At 75.5% G+C, this 26,219-nt stretch carries 2 protein-coding genes; both read left to right on the top strand.

Annotated elements, in window-relative coordinates; all coding sequences use genetic code 11:
- The first annotated feature begins 17 nt into the window (after positions 1-17).
- Positions 18-10,904, top strand: coding sequence for a type I polyketide synthase (locus SLAV_RS02845; protein ID WP_425276234.1), 10,887 nt, complete (start codon positions 18-20; stop codon positions 10,902-10,904).
- Between the two features lie 43 nt (positions 10,905-10,947).
- Positions 10,948-26,205: a type I polyketide synthase gene (locus SLAV_RS02840; protein ID WP_100660764.1), complete on the top strand. Its 15,258-nt coding sequence runs from the start codon at positions 10,948-10,950 to the stop codon at positions 26,203-26,205.
- The last annotated feature ends 14 nt before the right edge of the window (positions 26,206-26,219 follow it).

Here is a 26,219-nt window from a genome sequence, read left to right as displayed (position 1 = left end):
ACAACAACGAGGAAAAGCTGCGCTACTTCCTCAAGCGGGTATCGGCGGACCTCCACGAGGCCCGCGAGCGGCTGCGCGACCTCGACGCGGCACAGCACGAGCCGATCGCCATCGTCGCGATGAGCTGCCGCTTCCCCGGCGGGATCACCTCACCCGAGGGCCTGTGGCAGTTCCTGACGGACGGCGGCGACGCCATCACGGAATTCCCCGCCGACCGCGGCTGGGACCTCGAATCCCTCTACGACCCCGACCCGGACACCCGCGGCACCAGCCACGTCCGGGAAGGCGGATTCCTCGACGGGATCGACCTCTTCGACGCGGGCCTCTTCGAGATATCCCCGCGCGAGGCACTCACCATGGACCCCCAGCAGCGCATCCTGCTGGAATCCTGCTGGGAGACGTTCGAGCGGGCGGGAATCGACCCCACCTCCCTCAAGGGCAGCCGCACCGGCGTGTTCACGGGCGTGATGTACCACGACCACACATCGGTGCTCCAGCAGGCCGTGGAGGACGTCGACGGCTACATCGGCACGGGCAGCGCGGCGAGCGTCGTCTCCGGACGGGTGTCGTACACCTTCGGCCTGGAAGGGCCGGCCGTGACCGTCGACACCGCCTGCTCCTCCTCCCTCGTCGCCCTGCACCTCGCCGTGCAGGCGCTCCGGCGGAGCGAATGCGACCTGGCGCTCGCGGGCGGCGTCACCGCCATGCTCACCCCGACCTCCTTCGTCGACTTCAGCCGCCAGCGCGGACTGGCCGCCGACGGCCGCTGCAAGCCCTTCGCGGCCGCCGCCGACGGCACCGGCTGGAGCGAAGGGCTGGGCATGCTGCTGGTGGAGCGGCTGTCCGACGCCCGCCGCAACGGGCACCCGGTGCTCGCGGTGGTCCGCGGCAGCGCCGTGAACCAGGACGGCGCCTCGAACGGCCTCACCGCCCCGAACGGCCCCTCGCAGCAACGCGTGATCCGCCGGGCACTCACGGACGCCGGCCTGTCCGCCACCGAAGTCGACGCGGTGGAGGCACACGGCACGGGGACGCGGCTGGGTGATCCGATCGAGGCGCAGGCGTTGCTGGCGACGTACGGGCGGGGGCGTTCGGCCGAGCGGCCTTTGTGGCTGGGGTCGCTCAAGTCGAACATCGGGCACACCCAGGCGGCGGCCGGGGTGGGCGGGATCATCAAGATGGTCGAGGCGATGCGGCACGGCGTCCTGCCCAGGACCCTCCACGTGGACGCGCCGACCCCGCACGTCGACTGGTCGTCCACGACCGTCCGCCTCCTGACCGAGCCCGTGGAGTGGGCGGAACACGGCGACCGGCCCCGGCGCGCGGCGGTCTCCTCGTTCGGCTTCAGCGGCACCAACGCCCACGTCGTCATCGAGCAGCCCCCGCGGCCGGAGCCCGGGCCGGCCGACGGAGAGAGCGCCCCGGCGCAGGACCCGGCACGCGCGACGCCCGTACTGCTCTCCGCGAAGAACGAGGCCGCCCTGCGCGGCCAGGCCGCACGGCTGTTGCGCCACACGGAGGAGCACCCCGACCAGTCCCTGGCCGACCTGGGCCTGTCGACGGCGACGACCCGGGCGGCCCTGGACCACCGCGCGGCGATCGTCGCATCGGACCGTGAGGACCTGCGCCGCGCACTGGAACGGCTCGCGCAGGACGCCCCCACGGCCGGTGCCGGGAGCGGCGGCCTGGTGACGGGGGTCGTCGCACCCCGGCAGACGGTGGCCTTCCTGTTCTCGGGACAGGGGAGCCAGCGGCCGGGCATGGGGCGTGAACTGTACGCGGCCTTCACGGTGTTCGCGGAGGCCTTCGACGACGTCTGCGCCGCGCTGGCACCGCACCTCGAACGGCCGGTCAAGGACGTGGTGTTCGGGGATGATGCCGAGCTGCTGAACCAGACCGGTTACACGCAGCCCGCCCTGTTCGCGGTCGAGGTGGCGCTGTTCCGGCTGGTGGAGTCCTGGGGCGTCCGGCCGGACCTGCTCGCGGGTCACTCGGTGGGCGAGTTCGCGGCCGCCCATGTGGCGGGCGTGTTCTCGCTCGAAGACGCGGCGGCCCTGGTGGCGGCGCGCGGCCGGCTGATGCAGGAGCTGCCGCCCGCGGGCGTGATGGTCGCCGTGGAGGCCTCGGAGGAGGAGGTACGGGACCTGCTGGCCGGGTTCGAGGACCGCGCGGGGATCGCGGCGGTCAACGGGCCCTCGGCGGTGGTGGTTTCGGGCGCTTCGGATGCGGTGGCGGCGGTCGTCGACCGGCTCGCGGCGGACGGCCGCAGGACGAAGAGGCTCTCCGTCTCGCACGCCTTCCACTCCCCGCTGATGGACCCGATGCTCGACGGCTTCCGCAAGGTAGCCGAGGGTGTTTCCTTCAAAGCCCCGACCGTTCCGGTCGTCTCGACGCTCACCGGCGCTCCGGTGTCGGGGGAGGAGTTCTGCTCCGTCGACTACTGGGTGCGCCACGTCCGCGAGGCCGTCCGTTTCGCCGACGCGGTCACCGCCCTCGCCGGGGAAGGGGTGAGCACCTTCCTGGAGATCGGTCCGGGCGGTGTCCTGACCGCCATGGCCCAGACGGTCCTCGAAGACGCCGATGCCGCCGTCATCCCCGTCCTGCGTGCCGACAGGGACGCCGAGGAGGTGGCCGTCACCACCGCCCTGGCCCGGCTCCACGTCCACGGCATCCCCGTCGACTGGACCGCCGTCCTCGCCGGACGCGGCGCCCGACGCGTCGACCTGCCCACGTACGCCTTCCAGCGCGAGCACTACAGGCTGGAGACGCGGCCCGCCGCGGGTGACCTCACCCGGACCGGTCTCCGGCCGGCCGATCACGCCCTGCTCGGTGCCGTCGTCACCCTGGCCGACGGCGAGGGCGTGCTGCTGACCGGCAGGGTGTCGCTCGCCACGCACCCCTGGCTCGCCGACCACGTGGTGCTGGGTGCGGCACTGCTGCCCGGAACCGCGCTCGTCGAGCTGGCGCTCCGGGCCGGGGACCAGGTGGGGTACGGCCGGATCGAGGAACTCACCCTGGAAGCCCCCCTCCTCCTGCCCGAGCAGGGCGGCGCACAGCTCCAGGTGGTCGTCGACGGCCCCGACACGAACGGCGCGCGGGCCGTGCGCGTGTACGCACGGCACGACGACGCCATGGAGGCCGACGCCTGGACCTGCCACGCCTCGGGCCTCCTGTCGGCCGGCACCGGCGCGGCCCCCGGGCTCGCCGAGTGGCCCCCGGCCGGGGCCGAGCCGCTCGACGCCGGCGCCCTGTACGACCGGATGGCCGGGCTGGGCCTGGAGTACGGCCCGGTCTTCCGTGGAGTCCGGGCCGGGTGGCGGCGCGGGGAGGAACTCTTCGCCGAGATCGCCCTGCCCGACGGAACCGACGTCACCGGATTCGGCCTGCACCCCGCGCTGTTCGACGCCGCCCTCCACACGGTCGGCCTCGGTGATCCGGCGGCCCCGGCCGACGGGCCCCGGATCCCGTTCGCGTGGAGCGGGGTGACCCTCCACGCGACCGGCGCCACCGCGCTGCGCCTGCGTCTCGCGCCCGCGCCTTCGTCCGCCACGGCGGCCGGGGAGGGAGCGGTCTCGCTGTCCCTCGCGGACGCCACGGGCAGCGCGGTGCTCTCGGTCGACTCCCTGGACCTGCGCCCGGTGGCGGCGGAGCAACTCGCGGCCGGCGGAAGCGGCGCCGGCGGGCTGTTCCGGCTGGAGTGGAAGCCGGCCGGGGACCTCCTGACCGCCCCGGCCGGGGAGTTACCCGTCGCCGTCCTCGACGCCCTTCCCCGGCCGCCGGCCGCCGAGGGCACTCCCGTCCCGGACGTGGTGGCGGTCCGGCTGCCGGACCCCACGGGCGCCGACGCAGCGGCCCGCCCGGCCGTGGCCGCGCAGGCCGCGCTGGCCCTCGTACAGGACTGGCTCGCGGACGAGCGGTGGGCCGCGTCGCGCCTGGTGGTCCTCACCCGGGGCGCCGTGGCCGTCGATCCGTCCTCGGCCGCCGACCCGGCGCAGGCCGCGGTCTGGGGCCTCGTGCGTGCGGCGCAGTCGGAGAACCCCGGCCGCCTCGTCCTCCTCGACCTCGACGAGGACCCGGGCGAGGAGGACCCGGCGGCGCTCGCCGCCGCGGCCGCGACGGGCGAGCCGCAGGTGGCCGTACGCGGGAAGGCGCTGTTCGCGCCCCGGCTGGTCCGGGCGGCCGACGCGCCGGCGGGCGGCGGGGCCCCCGGCCCCGCGGTGTTCGCCCCGTCGGGAACGGTCCTGGTCACCGGCGCATCCGGGGCGTTGGGGCGGGTGGTGGCCCGGCACCTGGTGACCCGGCACGGTGTCCGCCGGCTGGTGCTGGCGAGCCGCCGCGGCCCCGCCGCCGACGGCGCCCGGGAGTTCGCGGCCGAGCTGGGCGCACTGGGCGCCGCGGTGGAGACCGTCGCCTGCGACGTGGCCGACCGGGAGGCGCTGGTCCGGCTGCTGGACTCGCTGCCGGACGCACACCCGCTGACGGGCGTGGTCCACGCGGCGGGCGTGACCGACGACGGCGTGGTGCCGTCCCTGACCCCCGAGCGGGTGCGGAGGGTGTTCGACCCGAAGGTGGCGGGCGCCCTGCACCTGGACGAGCTGACCCGCGGCCTGGACCTGTCGGCCTTCGTGCTGTTCTCCTCGGCCGCCGGGGTCTTCGGCAACGCGGGCCAGGGCAACTACGCCGCCGCGAACGCCGCCCTCGACGCGCTGGCCCACACCCGCCGCGCCGCGGGCCTGCCCGGCCTCTCGCTGGCCTGGGGCCTGTGGGCGAGCACGGGCACGATGACCGCCGGCCTGGCCGAGGCCGACCACCGGCGCATCGGCCGTTCCGGGCTCGTCGCGCTGGAGACGGAGGAAGGACTCGGACTCCTCGACCGCGCCCTGGGCTCCCCGGAGCCGCTGCTCGTCCCCGTCCGCTGGGACCTGACCGTGCTGCGCGAACAGGCGCGCACGGGGGCCCCGCACCCGCTGCTGAGGGACCTGGTCCCCGCCCCCGTACGCCGTACCGAGGCGGCCGCGGCCGGTTCCGCCGACGCGGCCCGCTCCGCGCTGTCGGAGCGGCTGCGGGGGCTGACGGAGGCGGCGCGGACCGATCTGCTCGTCGACCTCGTGCGTGGCCACGCGGCCGCCGTACTGGGCCACGACCGGCCCGCAACCGTCCAGGCGACCCAGGCCTTCCGGGAGCTCGGCTTCGACTCGCTCACGGCCGTGGAACTGCGCAACCGACTCGTCTCGGCGACCGGCGCCCGGCTGCCGGCCGGGCTGGTCTTCGACTACCCGACCCCGGACGCGCTCGCCCGCCATCTGCTCGGTCAACTCGACGGAGCCCGACCGGCCGGCACCGTCCGGGCGGCCACCCGGGCCGGGGGCGCCGCCGACTCCGACGAGCCCCTCGCCATCGTCGCCATGAGCTGCCGCTACCCGGGCGGCGTGCGGTCCCCCGAGGACCTGTGGCGGCTGCTCGCCACGGGCACCGACGCCATCTCCGACTTCCCCGTCGACCGGGGCTGGGACCTCGACCTCCTCGCCGCAGACGGCGCCACCGGCTCCAGCACCACCCGCCGGGGCGGATTCCTCTACGACGCCGGGGAGTTCGACGCCGCGTTCTTCGGGATCTCGCCGCGTGAGGCCCTCGCCATGGACCCGCAGCAGCGGCTGCTCCTGGAGACCTCGTGGGAGGCGTTCGAGCGGGCCGGGATCGACCCCGCCACGCTGCGCGGCTCCCGTACGGGGGTCTTCACGGGCGTGATGTACCACGACTACGCCTCCGCCCTGCGGTCGGTGCCCGAGGGGGTCGAGGGCTTCCTCGGCACCGGCAACTCCGGGAGCGTCATCTCCGGCCGCCTCTCCTACACCTTCGGCCTCGAAGGCCCCGCGGTGACCGTCGACACCGCATGCTCCTCCTCCCTGGTCGCCCTGCACCTGGCGGTCCAGGCCCTGCGGCAGGGCGAGTGCGAACTGGCCCTGGCGGGTGGTGTGACCGTCATGGCAGGCCCGGGAGCCTTCGTGGAGTTCAGCCGCCAGCGCGGGCTGGCCGCCGACGGCCGCTGCAAGGCGTTCTCCGCGAACGCGGACGGCACCGGGTGGGCGGAAGGTGTCGGGATGCTGTTGGTGGAGCGTCTGTCGGATGCGCGGCGTCTGGGGCATCCGGTGCTTGCGGTGGTGCGGGGGAGTGCGGTCAATCAGGACGGTGCTTCGAATGGTCTGACGGCTCCGAACGGTCCGGCGCAGCAGCGGGTGATCGAACAGGCCCTTGCGGGTGCCGGACTGTCTCCAGCCGATGTGGATGTGGTGGAGGCGCACGGGACGGGGACGCGGCTGGGTGATCCGATCGAGGCGCAGGCGTTGCTGGCGACGTACGGGCGGGGGCGTTCGGCCGAGCGGCCTTTGTGGCTGGGGTCGTTGAAGTCGAACATCGGGCACACCCAGGCGGCGGCCGGGGTGGGCGGGATCATCAAGATGGTCGAGGCGATGCGCCACGGCGTCCTGCCCAGGACCCTGCACGCGGAGGAGCCCTCGCCGCACGTGGACTGGTCGGACGGGACGGTACGCCTGCTCACCGAACCCGTCGCCTGGGGAGAGGACGGCCGCCCCCGCCGGGCGGCGGTCTCCTCCTTCGGCTTCAGCGGGACCAACGCCCACGTCGTCCTCGAACAGGCGCCTGCCGTCTCCCGGACCGCGCCCGCTGCGCGAACGAAGCCCGCACCCCCGTTCACGGCGCCCTGGCTGCTGTCCGCGAAGAGCCCGGAGGCCTTGCGCGAGCAGGCGCGGCGGCTCCTGGAGCACGCGCGGGAACACGTACCGGAACGCGACGGCGACCGCGAGGCGGCCGAAATCGCCTACTCCCTGGCCACGAGCCGCACCGCCCTGGAACACCGCGCCGCCGTCGTGGCACCGGACACGGCCGGCGTCCTGGAGGGGCTGGCAGCCCTCGCCCACGGCGACCCGGCACGATCGGTGGTGCGGGCCGTCGCCGAGCCCGGCAGGAAGAGGGCGTTCCTCTTCTCCGGGCAGGGGAGCCAGCGGCTCGGGATGGGACGCGAACTGCACGCCGCCTTCCCGGTGTTCGCCGAGGCCTTCGACGAGGCCTGTGCCGCACTGGACCCGCATCTCGAACACCCTCTGCGCACCGTGGTGTTCGGAGACGACGCGGAGCTCCTCGACCGGACGGACCACGCCCAGCCGGCGCTCTTCGCGGTCGAGGTCGCGGCGTACCGGCTGGTGGAGTCCTGGGGCGTCCGGCCGGACCTGCTCGCGGGTCATTCGGTGGGCGAGTTCGCCGCAGCCCATGTGGCGGGCGCGCTCTCGCTGGAGGACGCGGCGGCTCTGGTCGCGGCTCGCGGCCGGCTGATGCAGGCGCTCCCCTTCGGCGGCGTGATGGCCGCGGTACAGGCCTCCGAGGAGGAGGTGCGGGAACTGCTGGCCGGCCACCCGGAGCAGGCCGACGTCGCCGCCGTCAACGGGCCTTCCTCCATGGTGGTTTCCGGTACGCGGGACGCGGTTTCCGCGGTCGTCGAACGGTTGGAGGCGCAAGGTCGCAAGACGAAGCCGCTGTCCGTCTCCCACGCGTTCCACTCGCCCCTGATGGACCCGATGCTCGACGACTTCCGCCAGGTGGTGGAGACGGTCACCTTCGCCGCCCCGCGCCTGCCGGTCGTCTCCACCCTCACCGGCGCCCTGGTGCCGGCCGAGGAGTTCTGCTCGGTCGGCTACTGGGTGCGCCACGTCCGCGAGGCCGTCCGCTTCGCCGACGCCGTCTCCGCCCTCGCCGACGTGGGCGTGGGTACCTTCCTGGAGATCGGTCCGGGCGGGGTCCTGACCGCGATGGCCCAGGACTCCCTGGACGAGCACGCCGTCACCGTCCCCCTGCTGCGGACCGACCGGCCCGAGGGCCTGGCCGTCACCACCGCCCTCGCCCACCTGCACGCCCACGGGACGCCCGTCGACTGGACCGCCGTCTTCGCCGGACACGGCCTCCGGCGCGTGGACCTTCCCACCTACCCCTTCCAACGCACCCGCTACTGGCTCGAATCCGCCCCGGCATCCGGGAACGTCGCCGCCGCCGGACTGGCCGAGGCGGGCCACGCCCTGCTCGGGGCCGCCGTTCCGCTCGCCGACGGCGACGGGCTGGTCCTGACCGGGCGGCTGTCGCCCGCGACCCACCCGTGGCTCGCCGACCACGCCGTGATGGGCGCCGTGCTGCTCCCGGGCACCGCCCTGGTCGACCTCGCCCGGCGCGCGGCCCTCGACGAGGCCGTCGGGTGCGACCGGCTGGACGAGCTGACGCTCGGGGCCCCGCTCGTCCTGCCGGACGACACCGCGGTAAGGATCCAGGTGCGCGTCGGGTCCCCCGACGGGGCCGGCCGCCGCCCGCTGGAGATCCACTCCCGCACCGAGGACGCCCCTGCCGACGAGCCGTGGACGCGCCACGCCGCCGGAACGCTGTCGACCGCCGAGGCCACCGCCGACGCCACCGCCGATGCGGCCGCCCTGGCCGACTGGCCCCCGTCGGAGGCGGTCGCCGTCCCCGAGGAGGCGCTGGACTCCCTGTACGGGCGGATGGCCGGCCTGGGGCTCGACTACGGCCCCGTGTTCCGGGGGGTGCGCGCCGCGTGGACGCGGGAGGACGCGCTCTTCGCCGAGGTGGAACTCCCCGAGGGGACCGACGTGTCCGGCTTCGGGTTGCACCCGGCCCTGCTCGACGCGGCCCTGCACACCGTCGCCCTCGACCCCGGCCTGCTCGGCCCCGACGCCGATGCCGGTGACCGGGCCCGGATCCCGTTCTCCTGGAGCGGGGTGACGGCGCACCCCGCGCCGTCGGCGGGAGCGGTGGAGGCCCTGCGGATCCGGCTGACCCCCGCCGGTCCTGACACGGTCTCGCTGCTGGCCGCCGACCCGACCGGCCGGATCCGGACCTCCGTCGACTCGCTCGTCCTGCGCCCGGTCTCCGCCGAACAGCTCGCCGCCGCCCGGGCGGGCGGGTCCCGGGACTCGCTGTTCCGGGTCGACTGGACCCCGCTGCCCCTGCCCCGGACACCGGACGCGCCGCCCGCCGGCGATCGGGTGGTGCTGTTCGCGACGGACGGCCCGTCGGAGGCCGGGGCCGTACGGTCCGTGGCCGGCCGCGCCCTGGCCCTCGTACAGGAATGGCTGGCGGACGCCGAAGCCGAAGCCGACGCCGATACGGGTACGGACGCGCGGGGGCTCGTCATCGTCACCCGCAACGCGGTCGCCGCGACCGCCGGGGACGCGGCGCGGCTGGACCCGGCACAGGCCGCCGTGTGGGGGCTGGTCAGGTCCGTCCAGGCCGAGCACCCCGAACGCTTCGTCCTGGTGGACGCCGACCACGCGGACCGGGCGCAGCCGGAAGGGCTGACGGCCGTGCTCGCCACCGGCGAGCCGCAGTCCGCCCTCCGCAACGGCCGGGCGTTCGTGCCGAGGCTGGCCCGCGCGACCGGCGCCGGGGCCCCCGGGCCGACCCCGTCCCTCGGGCTGGACCCGGCGGGCACGGTCCTGGTGACCGGTGCGACGGGCGCCCTGGGCCGGCTCGTCGCGCGGCACCTGGTGGCGGCGCACGGCGTACGGCACCTGGTGCTGACCAGCCGCCGGGGACCCGACGCCGACGGCGCGGGCGCCTTCGCCGCCGAACTGGCGGCGCTGGGCGCCGAAGTGGCCACGCTCGCCTGCGACGCGGCGGACCGCGACGCGCTCGCCGCCGTGCTCCACGGCATCCCGGCCGCCCACCCGCTGACCGCGGTGGTGCACGCCGCCGGTGTGCTCGACGACGCGCCCGTCGGCTCGCTGACCGCCCGCCGGCTCGACGACGTCCTCGGACCCAAGGCGGACGCGGCCCTCCATCTGCACGAACTGACCCGGGACGCGGACCTCGCGGCGTTCGTCCTGTTCTCCTCGCTCGCGGGCACGTTCGGCAACGCGGGCCAGGCCAACTACGGCGCCGCCAACGCCTTCCTCGACGCCCTCGCGCAGTCGCGCCGGGCCGCCGGACTCCCCGCCGTCTCGCTGGCCTGGGGCCCCTGGGCGGAGGCCGGGGGGATGCGGGGCATGCTCGGCGGGGCCGGAGCGGGAGCCCTCGCGCGGATGGCGCGCGCCGGGGTGTCGCCGCTCTCCCCGGAGGAGGGCCTCGCCCTCTTCGACACGGCGAGCGCGCCCCCCACCGCGGAAACCCCGACCGCCGGGACCGCCGCCGACACCCCCGGCACCGCACCGGACGCCGTGCTCCTGCCGGTACGGCTGAACCTGCCCGCCCTGCGCCGACGCGCCACGACCGAGCCGGTCCACGCCCTGCTGCACGGCCTGGTCCGGGCCCCGGCCCGCCCGGCCCGGGAACCCACGCCCGGGACGGCCGCCCTCGCCGGGCAATTGGCCGGGGCATCGGAAGAGAAGCGCCGGCGGATCCTCCTCGGCGTGGTCCGGACCCAGGTCGCCACCGTGCTGGGGCACGCCTCCTCCGAGGCGATCGGCGCCGCACAGGCCTTCCGCGACCTCGGCTTCGACTCGCTCACCGCCGTCGAACTGCGCAACCACCTCGGCGCGATCACCGGGCTGCGCCTTCCGGCGAGCCTGCTGTTCGACTACCCGACCCCGGCCGACCTCGCCGGACACCTGTCCGCCGCGCTGCCCGCGGCAGGACCCGGCGGAGCGGAGCCGGCCCCCTCGCTGCTCTCCGAGATCGACCGCCTGGAAGCCGCGTTCGCACGCTCCCCGTACGACCGGGGAACACGGGCCACCGCGGCCCTGCGGCTGGAGGTACTGCTCGCCAAGTGGCGCGAGGCCGCCCACGACACCGGCCACGGGCCCGGGGACGACGACTCCGGGACCGAGGTCGAGGAGGCCTCCGACGAGGAGCTCTTCGAACTGCTCGACGGCGAGCTCGGCACCCACTGATCGAGCAGCACGACATCCCTTCGCGTTGAGGAACAGAACCCAGATGACGACAGATGTGAACAAACTCCGCGACTACCTCAAGCGTGCCACCGTCGATCTGCGTCACGCGCACCGGCGGCTGCGCGAGGCCGAGGGCAAGAACCGCGAACCGATCGCGATCGTGGGCATGAGCTGCCGCTTCCCCGGCGGCGTCCGCTCCCCCGAGGACCTGTGGGACCTGGTCGCCTCGGGCCGCGACGCGATATCGGGCTTCCCCACCGACCGGGGCTGGGACCTCGACGCGCTCTACGACCCGGACCCCGAGAACCCGGGTACCAGCTACGCCAAGGAAGGCGGATTCCTCTACGACGCCGCCGAGTTCGACCCCGCCTTCTTCGGGATCGGCCCCCGCGAGGCCCTCGCCATGGACCCGCAGCAGCGCCTGGTCCTGGAGGCCTCCTGGGAGGCGGTGGAACGCGCCGAACTGGACCCGCTGTCCCTGCGCGGCAGCCGCACCGGGGTGTTCGCCGGAGTCATGTACCACGACTACGTCTCCCGGCTCCCGGCGATGCCCGAAGGCATCGAGGGATACGTCAGCACCGGCAACACCGGCAGCGTGGTGTCCGGCCGCATCGCCTACACCCTGGGGCTCGAAGGCCCCGCCGTGACCATCGACACCGCCTGCTCCTCCTCCCTCGTGGCACTCCACCTCGCCGTCCAGGCCCTGCGCCAGGGCGAATGCGACCTGGCCCTCGCGGGTGGCGTGACCGTGATGGCCGGTCCGACGACGTTCGTCGAGTTCAGCCGCCAGCGCGGCCTGTCGCCCGACGGCCGGTGCCGGGCGTTCTCCGCGTCGGCCGAGGGCACCGGCTGGTCCGAGGGCGTCGGCATGCTGCTCGTCGAACGGCTCTCCGACGCGGTCCGCCTCGGCCACCCGGTGCTGGCCGTCGTCCGGGGCTCCGCCGTCAACCAGGACGGCGCCAGCAACGGCCTGACCGCGCCCAACGGCCCCTCCCAGCAGCGCGTCATCCACCAGGCCCTGGCCAACGCCCTGCTGTCCCCGTCCGACGTGGACATCGTCGAGGCCCACGGCACCGGCACCACCCTCGGCGACCCGATCGAAGCCCAGGCGCTCCTCGCGACGTACGGCCAGGACCGCCCGGCGGACCGGCCGCTGTGGCTCGGCTCCGTCAAGTCCAACCTGGGACACACCCAGGCGGCGGCCGGCGTCGCCGGGATCATCAAGATGGTGCAGGCGCTGCGCCACGGCGTGCTGCCGAAGACCCTGCACGCCGAAGAGCCGACCCCGCACGTGGACTGGTCCGCCGGGGCCGTCTCGCTGGTCACCGAGAACGCCGCCTGGCCCGACACCGGCAGGCCCCGGCGGGCCGGGGTCTCCGCCTTCGGCGTCAGCGGCACCAACGCCCACATCGTCGTCGAACAGCACCTCGCGCCCGCGGCCCGGCCCGAAGCCGCGGCCATGGACGACGCGGGGCCCGACGCGCCGTCCGTGGCGGCTCCGGCCGCCGACGGGCCATCCGGCGCGCCCGGCACGGCGACGGCGGACGGGAACGGGCTCCCCCTCGTCCCCTGGACCCTCTCCGGCAAGACCGCCGCCGCCCTCACGGCACAGGCCGCCCGGCTCCGCTCCCACCTCGCCGCCCCGCGCCCCGGCCCGGACCCGGCGACGGACCCCGCGGCCGGTCCGGCCGCCTACCCCGCCGCGGGTCCGGCCGCCTACCCCGCCGCGGGTCCGGCCGCCTACCCCGCCGCGGGTCCGGCCGCCTACCCCGCCGCGGGTCCGGCCGCCGACCCCGACGCCGGTCCGGCCGCCGACCCCGACGCCCTCGACATCGCGTACTCCCTCGCCACCACCCGTACCGCCTTCCCCCACCGCGCCGTGCTCCTCGCCCCGGACCGGGCCGGGCTCGACCGGGCCCTGGACGCCCTCGCCGACGGGGAACCCGACGCCGCCGGCGCCGCCCTCGTGCGCGGCACCTCCGACGCCACCCGGCAGGTCGCCTTCGTGTTCCCCGGCCAGGGCTCCCAATGGGCCGGCATGGCCGTCGAACTCCTCGACGCCGCACCGGTCTTCCGCGAGCGCTTCCGCCAGTGCGAGGAGGCCCTCGCACCCCACGTCGACTGGTCGCCGACCGAGGTCCTGCGCGGCGCGCCCGGCGCCCCCGGCTTCGACCGGGTCGACGTCGTCCAGCCCGTGCTGTTCGCCGTCATGGTCTCGCTGGCCGAACTGTGGCGCTCCCACGGCGTCCACCCCTCGGCGGTCGCCGGCCACAGCCAGGGCGAGATCGCCGCCGCGTGCGTCGTCGGCGCGCTCTCCCTGGCGGACGCCGCGAAGGTGGTGGCGCTGCGCAGCCAGGCACTGACCGCGCTCTCCGGGCGGGGCGGGATGCTGTCCGTCGCCCTCCCGCTGGAGGACCTCACACCCCGGATGGCGCACTGGGGCGAGCGGCTGTCCGTCGCCGCCGTGAACAGCCCGACGTCGATCGTCGTCTCGGGCGACCGCGACGCCCTGACCGAACTGCGCGACGCCCTGCACGCCGACGACGTCCGGGCCCGGCTGATCGCCGTCGACTACGCCTCCCACTCCGCGCACGTCGAGGCGGTCCGCGAACGCGTCCTCGACGCGCTCGCCGGCATCACCCCGCAGGCGTGCGACGTGCCGTTCTACTCCACGGTCACCGGTACGGTCGTGGAGACCGACGGGCTCGACGCCGAGTACTGGTACCGCAGCCTGCGCCGGACCGTCCGGTTCGAGGAGGCCACCCGCGCCCTCGTACGGGACGGGCACGACGCCCTCATCGAGGTCAGCGCGCACCCCGTACTGACCATCGGCATCCAGGAAACCCTCGACGACCTCGGCGCCGGGGCCGTCACCCTCGGCACCCTGCGCCGCGGCGAGGGCGGCCCCGGCCGCTTCCTGCGCTCCGCCGCCGAGGCCCACGCCCACGGCGTCGCCGTCGACTGGGCGGCCGTCCTCTCCGGCACCGGCGCCCGCCGGGTCGCACTGCCCACCTACGCGTTCCAGCACGAGCGGTACTGGCTCGACGCCCCGCCCGCCGCCGCGGACGCCACGGGCCTCGGCCTGGCCTCCTCCGACCACCCGCTGCTGGGCGCCGTCGTCAGCCTCGCCGACTCCGACGGACTGCTCCTGACCGGCCGGCTGGCAGCGCACACCCACCCATGGCTCGCCGACCACGTCGTGCTGGGCGCGGTTGTCCTGCCGGGTACGGCCTTCGTGGAACTCGCGGTCCGCGCGGGCGACCACGTCGGCTGCGACCGCCTCGCCGAACTCACCCTCCAGGCGCCGCTGGTCCTGCCCGAGCGGGGCGGCGTCGTCGTCCAGGTCGCGGTCGGCCCGGCCGAGGGAACGGGCGAGCGGACCTTCACCATCCACTCGCGCCCCGACACCGCGGCGCCCGAGGACGGCTGGACCTGCCACGGCACCGGCGTGCTGACCTCGGCCGCCGAGGACCGGCCCCCCGTACCGGCCCCGGCCGCCTGGCCTCCCGCCGGCGCGGCCCCCGTCGACCTCGGCGGCTTCTACCAGGAGCTCGCCGCCCGCTCCTTCGCCTACGGCCCCGCCTTCCAGGGCCTGCGCGCCGCCTGGCGCCTCGGCGACGAGGTCTTCGCCGAGGCCGTCCTGCCCCCGGACGCCTCCGCCCCGTCCGACGCCGCGAGGTACGGGCTGCACCCGGCCCTGCTCGACGCTGCCCTCCACGGGGTGGGCTTCGGCCCGCTCGGGGACATGGGGACCGGGCGCATGGCCTTCTCCTGGGAGGACGTACGCCTGTACGCCACCGGAGCCACCCGGCTGCGGATCCGGCTGACACCGGTCGGCGCCGAGGCCGTGGCCGTCACCGCCACGGACGACAGCGGCCGGGCCGTGGCCACCGTCGCCGCGCTCACCTTCCGCGAGGTCCGCGAGGAACACCTGCGGGCCGCGCTCACCGACCACCACGAGTCCCTCTACCGCGTGGACTGGCCCACCCTGCCGCCGGCGGGCACCGCGCCCGACGACAGCACCCACTGGGCCGTCGTCGGCGTCACCCCGCGGGCGGACGCCGACGCGGTCGCCGACGCCCTGCGCGGCGCGGGCCCGCGGCCTGACGTCCACCCGGACCTGGCCGCCCTCGCCGCGGCGATCACGGAGGGCGCCCCGGTGCCCCGGACCGTGGCCGCCGTCGTTCCCGTCGCCGCTTCCGACGCCTCCGACGCCTCCGACGCCGACACGGTCCGGGCCACCGCGCGGGCCACCCTCGCCCTTGTCCAGGCCTGGCTGGCCGACGAGCGGTTCGTCTCCTCCCGGCTGGTCGTCCTCACCCGGGACGCCGTCCCGGTCCCGTCCGGAGCCGAGGACCGCGTACCGCGGACACGGCCCGCGCACGCCCCCGTCTGGGGCCTGATCCGCTCCGCCCAGTCCGAGCACGCGGACCGCCTGGTCCTGGCCGACACCGACGGCGAGCCCGAATCCCTGCGCCGCCTCGCCGCCGCCGTCGCCACCGGAGAACCCCAACTGGCCCTGCGCGAGGGCCGGATGTCCGTACCCCGGCTGGCCCGGGTACCCGTCACCGCCGGAACCGCCCCCGCCCGCGCCCTGGACCCCCATGGCACCGCACTGATCACCGGAGGCACCGGCGCGCTCGGCCGGCTCGTCGCCGCGCACCTCGTCACCGCCCACGGCGTCCGCAACATCGTCCTCACGGGTCGGCGGGGCCCCGACGCCGACGGGGCCGACGCACTGCGCGAGGAACTCGCCGCGCTCGGCGCCACCGTCACCATCGCCGCCTGTGACGCCGCCGACCGCGAGGCCCTGGCGGCCCTCCTCGCCACCCTCCCCGCCGACCGGCCGCTCACCGCCGTCGTCCACGCTGCGGCCGTGGTGGCCGGGGGACTCGTCGACACCCTCACCCCGGAAGAACTCCACCAGGTCCTGCGGCCCAAGGTCGACGCCGCACTCAACCTCCACGCCCTCACCCGCGACCTGGACCTCTCGGCCTTCGTCCTCTTCTCCTCCTTCGCCGGTACCCTCGGCGGCGCCGGACAGGCCGCCTACGCGGCGGGCAACGCCTTCCTGGACGCCCTCGCCCACCAGCGCCGGGCCCAGGGCCTCCCCGCCTCCTCCCTCGCCTGGGGCGTCTGGGACGAGCGCGGCGACCAGACCCGCCTGGAGACGGGCGACCTGCGCCGGATGGCCCGCGCAGGACTCGTCCCGCTCGGCGCGGAAGAAGGCCTGCGACTCCTCGACACCGCCCGGACCCTGGACGACGCGGCCCTGGCCCCCGTACGCCTCGACCTGGCCGCCATGCGCGCCCAGGCCGCGGCGCACCCGGTACCGCACCTGCTGCGCGGCCTGATCCGCACCCCCGCCCGGCGTTCCGCGGAGACCGCCCCCGGGCCCGGCGGCCACTCCGCGGAACTCTCCCGGCTGGCCGCGCTGCCGCCCGCCGAACGGCGGGACACCGTCCTCGCCCTCGTACGCAACCAGGTCGCCGCCGTACTCGGCCACTCGGCCCCCGAGGCCATCGACCCCGGCCGGGCCTTCCGCGAACTGGGTTTCGACTCCCTGGCCGCGATGGAACTCCGCAACCGGCTCGCCACCGCCACCGGAGTGCGGCTGCCCGCCACCGCCGTCTTCGACCACCCCACCCCCGCGGCCCTCGCCGGCCACCTCCTGGACGAGATCCCCGGCGGCCACCCCGGCACGGCCCTCGTCACGGCCGCGCCCGACGCCTCCACCACCCCCGGCCGCCTCCCCGGTACGGACACCGACGAGCCCATCGCCATCGTCGCGATGAGCTGCCGGCTGCCCGGCGAGGTCCGCGGCCCCGAGGACCTCTGGGACCTCGTGGCCAACGGCACCGACGCCATCACCGGCCTGCCCGTCAACCGAGGCTGGGACCTCGACGCGCTGTACGACCCGGACCCCGACCACCCCGGCACCAGCTACGTCCGCGAAGGCGGGTTCTTGCACGACGCGGGCGACTTCGACCCGGAATTCTTCGGGATCTCCCCGCGCGAGGCCCTCTCCATGGACCCGCAGCAGCGGCTCCTCCTGGAGACCGCCTGGGAGGCGTTCGAGCGGGCAGGCATCGACCCGGCCGCACTGCGCGGCAGCCGCACCGGAGTCTTCGCGGGCACCAACGGCCAGGACTACGCCGTCGGCCTCTCCCAGCACCGGACCGAGGACATGGAGGGCCACCTCCTGACCGCCAACTCCGCCTCCGTCGTCTCGGGCCGGCTCTCCTACACCTTCGGTCTGGAGGGGCCGGCGGTGACGGTGGACACCGCGTGCTCCTCCTCCCTCGTCGCCCTGCACCTGGCCGCGCAGTCCCTGCGCCGGGGCGAGTGCGACCTGGCCCTGGCCGGCGGCGTCACCGTCATGTCGACCCCGGGCGCACTGATCGGCTTCAGCCGCCAGCGCGGGCTCTCCCACGACGCCCGCTGCCGCGCCTTCTCGGCCGCGGCCGACGGCACCGGTCTGGCCGAGGGCGCGGGCATGCTGCTGGTGGAACGCCTCTCGGACGCCCGCCGCAACGGGCACCGGGTGCTGGCCGTGGTACGGGGTTCGGCGATCAACCAGGACGGCGCGTCCAACGGCCTGACCGCCCCGAACGGGCCCGCGCAGCAGCGCGTCGTCCGTCAGGCCCTGACGGACGCGGGCCTGACGGCCGCCGACGTCGACGCGGTCGAGGCCCACGGAACGGGAACGACGCTCGGCGACCCGATCGAGGCGCAGGCCCTGCTGAAGTCCTACGGCAACGACCGCCCGGCCGACCGCCCGCTGTGGCTGGGCACGGTCAAGTCCAACATCGGTCACACCCAGGCCGCGGCCGGCGTCGCGGGCGTGATCAAGATGGTGATGGCGATGCGCCACGGCGTCCTGCCCCGGACGCTGCACGTGGACGAGCCGTCGCCGCACGTCGACTGGTCGGCGGGTGCGGTGCGGCTGCTGACCGAGCCGGTGGAGTGGGCGGAGCACGGGCGTCCGCGCCGGGCGGGCGTGTCCTCCTTCGGCGTCAGCGGCACCAACGCGCACGTCATCATCGAGCAGGCGCCCGCCGAAGGGGCCGACGGCACGAACCACGGTCCGGGGGAGGAGACGGGGCCGCGGCCGGCGGTCCCCTGGCTGATCTCCGCGAAGGACGAAACCGGCCTGCGGGCCCAGGCGGAACGCCTGCTCGGGCACGTCCGGTCGGAAGCCCATGGCACCGACGAGACCGACATCGCCTTCTCCCTGGCGACCACGCGCGCCGCCTTCCCGCACCGCGCGGCGGTCATCGGGGCGGACCGCGAACTGCTGGTCCAGGGGCTGACCGCCCTGGCACACGGCGAGCCCTCCGGCACGGAGACGGTGCGGGGAACGGCGACCGCGAGCGGCAGCCGGACCGCGTTCCTGTTCTCGGGGCAGGGGAGCCAGCGGCCGGGGATGGGGCGTGAACTGTATGCGGCCTTCCCGGTGTTCGCCGGGGCTTTCGACGCCGTGTGCGCCGCGCTGGACGCGCACCTCGAACGGCCGCTGAAGGAAGTGGTGTTCGGGGGCGACGCCGGGCTGCTGAACCAGACCGGTTTCGCGCAGCCCGCCTTGTTCGCCGTCGAGGTGGCGTTGTTCCGCCTGGTGGAGTCGTGGGGTGTCCGGCCGGACTTCCTGGCCGGTCATTCGGTGGGCGAGTTCGCGGCTGCCCATGTGGCGGGTGTGTTCTCGCTGGAGGACGCGGCGGCCCTGGTCGCGGCCCGTGGCCGGCTGATGCAGGCGCTCCCGTCCGGGGGCGTGATGGTCGCGGTGCAGGCCTCGGAGGAAGAAGTACGGGAACTGCTGTCCGGGTACGAGGACCGCGCGGGCGTCGCCGCCGTCAACGGGCCCTCTTCTGTGGTGGTTTCGGGCGCCGAGGAAGCGGTGGCCGCACTGGTCGACCGTCTCTCTGCCGACGGCCGCAAGACGAAGAGGCTGACCGTCTCCCACGCCTTCCACTCGCCCCTGATGGACCCGATGCTCGACGACTTCCGCAAGGTCGCCGAGGGCGTCTCCTTCGGAGACCCGACCGTTCCGCTCGTCTCCACCCTCACCGGCGCCCCCGTGCCCGCGGAGGAGTTCTGCTCCGCCGACTACTGGGTGCGCCACGTCCGCGAGGCCGTCCGCTTCGCCGACGCCGTCACCTCCCTCGCCGATCTGGGCGTCCGCACCTTCCTGGAGGTCGGCCCCGGCGGAGCGCTCACCTCCATGGCCCAGGACTCCCTGGACGAGCACGCCGTCAGCGTTCCGCTCCTGCGGACCGACCGCGCCGAGGACCTGGCCGTCACCACCGCCCTCGCCCGCCTCCACGTCCACGGCGTCCCCGTCGACTGGACGGGCGTCTTCGCCGGGCGCGGCGCCCGCCGCACGGACCTCCCCACCTACGCCTTCCGGCGCACGCCCTACTGGTTGCTCCCCGCCGACCCGCAGGAGACCGGACCCCTCTCGGCCGACCCGGCGGACGCCGGGTTCTGGGAAGCCGTGGAGAGCCAGGACCTGGCCTCGCTCACCGAGCAGTTGGACCTCGACGGGGACTCCCCGCTGAGCTCCGTACTCCCGGCACTGTCCCGGTGGCGGCGCCGGCAGCGGGACGCTTCCGTCGTCGACGCACTGCGCTACCGGACCTCGTGGAAGCCGCTCACCGGCCGTGAGGCGGCCGAGCTGACCGGTGCCTGGCTGCTCGCCGTCCCGGCGGGCGCCGAGGACGCCCCGACCGTCGCCGCCGTCACGGCCGCCCTGTCCCGCCAAGGCGCCGAACCCGTACCGCTGGTCGTACGGGCCGACGAGGACCGCGCGGCGCTGGCCGCGCGCCTGCGCGCGCAGCCCGGTGACACCGCGCCGGCCGGGGTCCTGTCGCTGCTCGCCCTCGCCGAGGAGCCGCACCCCGTACACAAGGAGCTGCCCACCGGCCTCGCCCAGACCACCCTGCTCGTCCAGGCGCTGGGCGACGCCGAGATCTCCGCACCGCTCTGGTGCGTCACCACGGGAGCCGTTACGGTCGGCCGGTCGGACCCGCTGACCAGCCCCGGCCAGGGCATGGTCTGGGGCCTCGGCCGCTCGGTGGCCCTGGAGTTCCCGGAGCGCTGGGGCGGACTGGTCGACCTGGCCGGTGCGCCCGACGAACGGACGGCCCGCCGCTTGGCGTCCGTACTGTCCGCACCCGCACACGCATCCGCCGCTCCTGCCGATGACCAGATCGCCATCCGGCCGTCCGGGATCTTCGTGCGACGTCTGGCGCGCGCCCTCACCGGCGCCGTACCGGCCGACGGGGCCTGGCAGCCGCGCGGCACCGTACTGATCACCGGAGGCACCGGCGCGCTGGGCGCACGGGTGGCGCGGTACCTGGCCGCACGCGGCGCCGAACACGTCGTACTGACCGGACGGCGGGGCCCCGACGCCCCCGGCGCGGCGCAGATCGCCGAAGAGATCGAGGCACTGGGGGCCGAGGTCACCCTCGTGGCCTGCGACGTGTCCGACCGCGAGGAGGTCGCCGCCCTGCTCCGGTCTGTGCCCGAGGACCGGCATCCGCTGACGGCGGTCGTCCACGCGGCAGGGATGCCGCAGTTCGCCCCCACCGACAGCCTGGACCTCGGCGACTTCGCGGAGGTGGTCTCCGCCAAGGTGGCGGGCGCCAGCCACCTCGACGAACTGCTCGGCGACCGGCCGCTGGACGCCTTCGTCCTCTTCTCGTCGGTGGCCGGAGTGTGGGGCAGCGGCCGACAGGCCGCCTACGCGGCCGCCAACGCCTTCCTCGACGGACTCGCCGAGCGCCGCCGCGCCGACGGCCTCGCCGCCACATCGGTGGCCTGGGGACCCTGGGCCGACGGCGGCATGGCGGACGACGACGAAGCGGAAGCCCACCTGCGCCGGCGCGGACTGCCGCCGATGTCCCCGGACACCGCGATCGCCGCGCTCCAGCGGGCCCTGAACCACGACGAGACCACCGTCGTCGTCGCCGACGTCGACTGGGACCGGTTCGCACCCGCCTTCACCATCGCCCGCCCGGCCCCACTCCTCGCCGACCTGCCGGAGGCCCGCCAGGCCCTCGCCGGAACCGGGTCGGCCACGGGCGGCGACGGTCGGCCCGACACCACGGCGCCCTCCCTCGGCGCCGGACTCGCGGCCCTCGCCGAACCGGAACGCCGCCGGGCCCTGCTCGACCTCGTCAGGACCGAGGTGGCCAGGGCGCTCGGACACCCGGGCCGGGACGCGGTGGCATCCGACCGGTCCTTCAAGGACCTCGGCTTCGACTCGCTCACCGCCGTCGAACTCCGAAACCGGCTGAACGCGGCCACCGGGCTACGGCTGCCGACCACCCTGGTCTTCGACCACCCCAACGCCGACGCCCTCGCCGACCACCTCACCTCGGAGCTCCCCGGCCACGGCGCCGCCACCGTCCGCGCCGATGCCGCCACCCCGGGGGAGCGCCCGGCGGCGACCCCCGACGAACCCATCGCGATCGTCGCCATGAGCTGCCGCTTCCCGGGCGGCGCGCACTCGCCCGAACAGCTGTGGCAGCTGCTCGTGGACGGCGTGGACACCGTGTCCGCGTTCCCCGCCGACCGCGGCTGGAACCTCGACACCCTCTACGACCCGGACCCCGAACACCCCGGCACCACCTACGTCAACGAGGGCGCGTTCCTCTACGACGCCGGCCACTTCGACTCCACGTTCTTCGGGATCTCCCCGCGTGAGGCCCTCGCCATGGACCCGCAGCAGCGACTGCTCCTGGAAGCGGCCTGGGAAGCCCTGGAGCGGGCCCGGCTCGCGCCCTCGTCCGTACGCGGCACCCGCACCGGCGTCTTCATCGGCTCCGGCTACCAGGGATACGGCGCGGGCCCCGGCGACCTGCCCGACGGGGTCGAGGGGCACCTGCTCACCGGCGCCTCCAGCAGCGTCATGTCCGGCCGCATCTCCTACGCGCTCGGCCTGGAGGGGCCCGCCATGACGGTGGACACCGCCTGCTCCTCCTCGCTGGTCGCCCTGCACCTGGCCACGCAGGCCCTGCGCCAGGGCGAGTGCGAGCTGGCGCTGGTCGGCGGCGCGGCCGTGATGTCGAGCCCCAGCGCCTTCGTCGAGTTCAGCCGCCAGCGCGGCCTGGCCGCGGACGGCCGCTGCAAGCCGTTCGCGGCCGCGGCCGACGGCACCGGCTGGGGCGAGGGCGTCGGCATGCTGCTGGTCGAGCGGCTCTCGGACGCACAGCGCAACGGCCACCCGGTACTCGCGGTCGTACGGGGCAGCGCCGTCAACCAGGACGGCGCCTCGAACGGCCTCACCGCCCCGAACGGCCCGGCGCAGCAGCGCGTGATCCGGCAGGCGCTCGCGAACGCGGGTCTGTCGACCGCCGACGTGGACGCGGTCGAGGCCCACGGCACCGGCACCGCGCTCGGCGACCCGATCGAGGCGCAGGCGCTGCTGGCCACGTACGGGCAGGACCGGCCGGACGACCGGCCGCTGTGGCTGGGTTCCCTCAAGTCGAACATCGGCCACACCCAGGCCGCCTCCGGCGTGGCGAGCGTGATCAAGACCGTGATGGCGCTCCGGCACGGCATGCTGCCGAAGACCCTGCACGTGGACGAGCCCTCGCCGCACGTCGACTGGTCGGCGGGCGCGGTACGCCTGCTCACCGAACCCGTGACCTGGACGGGGAACGGCCGCCCGCGCCGGGCGGCGGTCTCCTCCTTCGGGGTGAGCGGCACCAACGCCCACACCGTCATCGAGGAGGCCCCGGCCACGGTGCCCACCGAAGAGGGGGAGCACGGGACGCCTGCGGCGGGGCACTGCCTGCCGTGGACGCTGTCCGGCAAGGACGAAGCGTCCCTGCGGGCCCAGGCACGCAACCTCCTGGCCCACACCTCGGACCACCCGAACCTCGCCCCGGCGGACCTCGCCCTCTCCCTCGCGGAGTCCCGCACGGCCATGACGCACCGCGCGGTGGTGCTCGGCCGGACCACGGCCGAACTCGCGGCCGGCCTGGAGGCCCTGAGCAAGGGGGAGACGGCGACAGACCTGGTACGGGGCGTCGCCCGCCCGGCGGACCGTCGTACGGCGTTCCTGTTCCCGGGGCAGGGGAGCCAGCGGCTGGGGATGGGGCGTGAGCTGTATGCGGCCTTCCCGGTGTTCGCGGACGCCTTCGACGCGGTGTGCGCGCATGTGGACCAGTACCTCGAACGTCCGCTGGCGGGTGTGGTGTTCGGTGAGGACGCCGCCCTGCTGGACCGGACGGGGTACGCGCAGCCCGCGTTGTTCGCGGTCGAGGTGGCGTTGTTCCGGCTGGTGGAGTCCTGGGGTGTCCGGCCGGACGCCCTCGCGGGTCACTCGGTGGGCGAGTTCGCGGCCGCCCATGTGGCCGGGGTGTTCTCACTGGAGGACGCGGCGGCCCTGGTGGCGGCGCGCGGGCGTCTGATGGAGGCGCTCCCGGCCGGGGGCGTGATGGTGGCGGTGCAGGCCTCGGAGGGTGAGGTACGGGACCTGCTGTCCGGGTTCGAGGACCGTGCGGGTATCGCCGCGGTCAACGGCCCCTCCGCCGTGGTGGTTTCCGGTGCGCAGGACGCCGTGACGAAGGTCGCCGACCGGCTCGCCGCCGACGGCCGCAAGACGAAGGCGCTGTCCGTCTCGCACGCCTTCCACTCCCCGCTGATGGATCCCATGCTCGACGACTTCCGCAAGGTCGCCGAGGGCGTCTCCTTCGGAGTCCCGACCCTTCCGGTCGTCTCCACCCTCACCGGCGCCCCCGTGCCCGCGGAGGAGTTCTGCTCCGCCGAGTACTGGGTGCGCCACGTCCGCGAGGCCGTCCGCTTCGCCGACGCCGTCACCTCCCTCGCCGATCTGGGCGTCCGTACCTTCCTGGAGATCGGGCCGGGCGGTGTCCTGACCGCCATGGCCCAGGCCGCCCTCGAAGACGGCCCCGCCGTGGTCCCGGTCCTGCGTGCAGACCGTCCCGAGGAGGTGGCCGTCACCACCGCCCTCGCCCGGCTCCACGTCCACGGCACGCCCGTCGACTGGTCGGCCGTCCTCGCCGGACGCGGCGCCCGCCGCGTCGACCTGCCCACCTACGCCTTCCAGCGCGAGCACTACTGGCTCGAAACGGCCATCGCCCCCGCCGCGCCGGCCCACCAGCCGTCCGGATCCGACAACCCGGCGGAAACGGAGTTCTGGGAGGCGGTCGAGAACGGGCGGCCCGAGGCCCTCGCCGAACGGCTGGGCCTGGCGGAAGGGGCCCCGCTGGACTCGGTGTTCGACGCGCTCGCCACCTGGCGGGAGGAGAGCCGCAACCGTTCCACGCTCGACGGCTGGCGCTACCACACGGTGTGGCAGCCGCTCGCCGACCCGTCCTCCGGCCCCCTGCCGGGCAGCTGGCTGGTCGTGGCTCCCGACGCCGGGGCCGCCGAGCCCTACGCCCGCACCCTGCGCGACCGGGGCGCCGAGCCGCTGTGCGTCACCGTCGCCGACCCGGCGGCCGACCGCTCGGCGCTCGTCGAGCTGTTGCGCGACGCGGTGGCCGAGCACTCGGGACCCGTCAGCGGCGTCCTGTCCCTGCTGGCGCTCGACGAGCGGAGCCACCCCACCCACCCCGGCCTGCCGGCCGGCCTGACGGCCACCGTCGCGCTCGTACAGGCCCTGGGGGAGCTGGAGCCGGACGCCCCGCTGTGGTGCGTCACCGCCGGTGCGGTGTCGGTGAGCGGCGCCCAGCCCGTCACCAGGCCGCTCCAGAGCCTCGTGTGGGGCCTCGGGCGCGCCGTGGCGCTGGAGACCCCGCAGCGCTGGGGCGGCCTGGTCGACCTCCCCACGGCGCCCGACGGGCGGGCGCTCGCCCGGCTGGCCGACGTACTCGCCGACGCCGCCGGCGAAGACCAGCTCGCGGTGCGCGCCTCCGGGGTCCTGGTACGCAGGCTGGCCCGGATGCCCCGCGCCACGGGCGGTACCGACGGCGCCTGGAAGCCCCGCGGAACCGTACTGATCACCGGCGGCACGGGCTCGCTCGGCGGGCACACCGCCCGCTGGCTGGCCCGGGGCGGCGCCGAGCACCTGGTGCTCACCAGCAGGCGCGGCGAGGCGGCCGAGGGGGCGCTCGAACTCGCCGCCGAACTCGGGGCGCTGGGGGCCAGGACCACGATCGCGGCGTGCGACGTCGCGGACCGCGCGGCCCTCGCGGCCCTGCTGGACGGGCTCGCCGACGACCCGGCACCGCTGACCGCCGTCGTACACGCCGCGGGACTCCCGCAGTTCAGCCCCGTCGCCGACACGAGCCTGACGGAACTCGCCGCCGTCGTATCCGCCAAGGTCGCCGGTGCGGTCCACCTGGACGAACTGCTCGCCGACCGCGAGCTGGACGCCTTCGTCCTCTTCTCGTCCGTCTCCGGCGTGTGGGGCAGCGGCAGCCAGGCCGCCTACTCCGCGGGCAACGCCTTCCTCGACGCGCTCGCCCAGCACCGCCGGGCCAGGGGACTGGCCGGGACCGCCGTCGCCTGGGGCCCCTGGGCCGAAGGCGGGATGGCCGCCGACGGGGGAGCCGAGGAGTACCTGCGGCGCAGCGGACTGCCCTCGCTGCCCCCGGCCCTCGCGGTCTCGGCACTCCAACTCGCCATGGACCGCGACGAGACCACCGTGGTCGTGGCGGACGTCGACTGGCCGAGGTTCGCACCGTCCTTCACCATCGGCCGGCCGAGCGCGCTGCTCGCCGCCCTCCCCGAGGCCCGGGCGGCCCTCGACAGCGGTGGGGCCGACGGCGGCCCCGGCGGCGACCGGGGCGAGGGCGCCGCCTCCGACCTCGTACGGAGGCTCCCCGCCGGCGCCCCGGAGGACCGCCACGAGCTGCTGCTGGAACTGGTCCGGAAGGAGGCCGCGGCCGTACTCGGACACCCGCGCACGGACGCCGTCGAACCCGACCGCGCCTTCCGGGACCTCGGCTTCGACTCGCTCACCGCCGTCGAACTCCGCAACCGGATCGGGACCGCGACGGGGCTGCGGCTCCCGATGACGATGGTCTTCGACCATCCCACCCCCACCGCGCTCACCGACCGCCTGCTCGGCGACCTGTTTCCCGGAGGAGCGGACGGACCCCACCCCGACGCGGGCCCGGACGAAGCCCGCGTACGGCAGACCCTCGCGTCGATCCCGCTGTCCCGCCTCAGGGAAGCCGGGCTGATGGACGCCCTGCTGGCCCTGGCGCCGGGCGCGCCCGGCGGCGTCGCCACCGACACCGGCACCGATGGCGACGCCGACTCCGCGATCGCGGAGATGGACCTCGAAAACCTCATCGAACTGGCGCTTGGCGACAGCGAAGCCTGATCAACGGCCTGAGT

The organism is Streptomyces lavendulae subsp. lavendulae (assembly GCF_002803845.1).
Taxonomy (GTDB): Bacteria; Actinomycetota; Actinomycetes; order Streptomycetales; family Streptomycetaceae; genus Streptomyces; species Streptomyces lavendulae.
The sequence above is the reverse complement of the archived record's forward strand: the minus strand, read 5'-3'. Positions and strand labels throughout refer to the sequence as shown.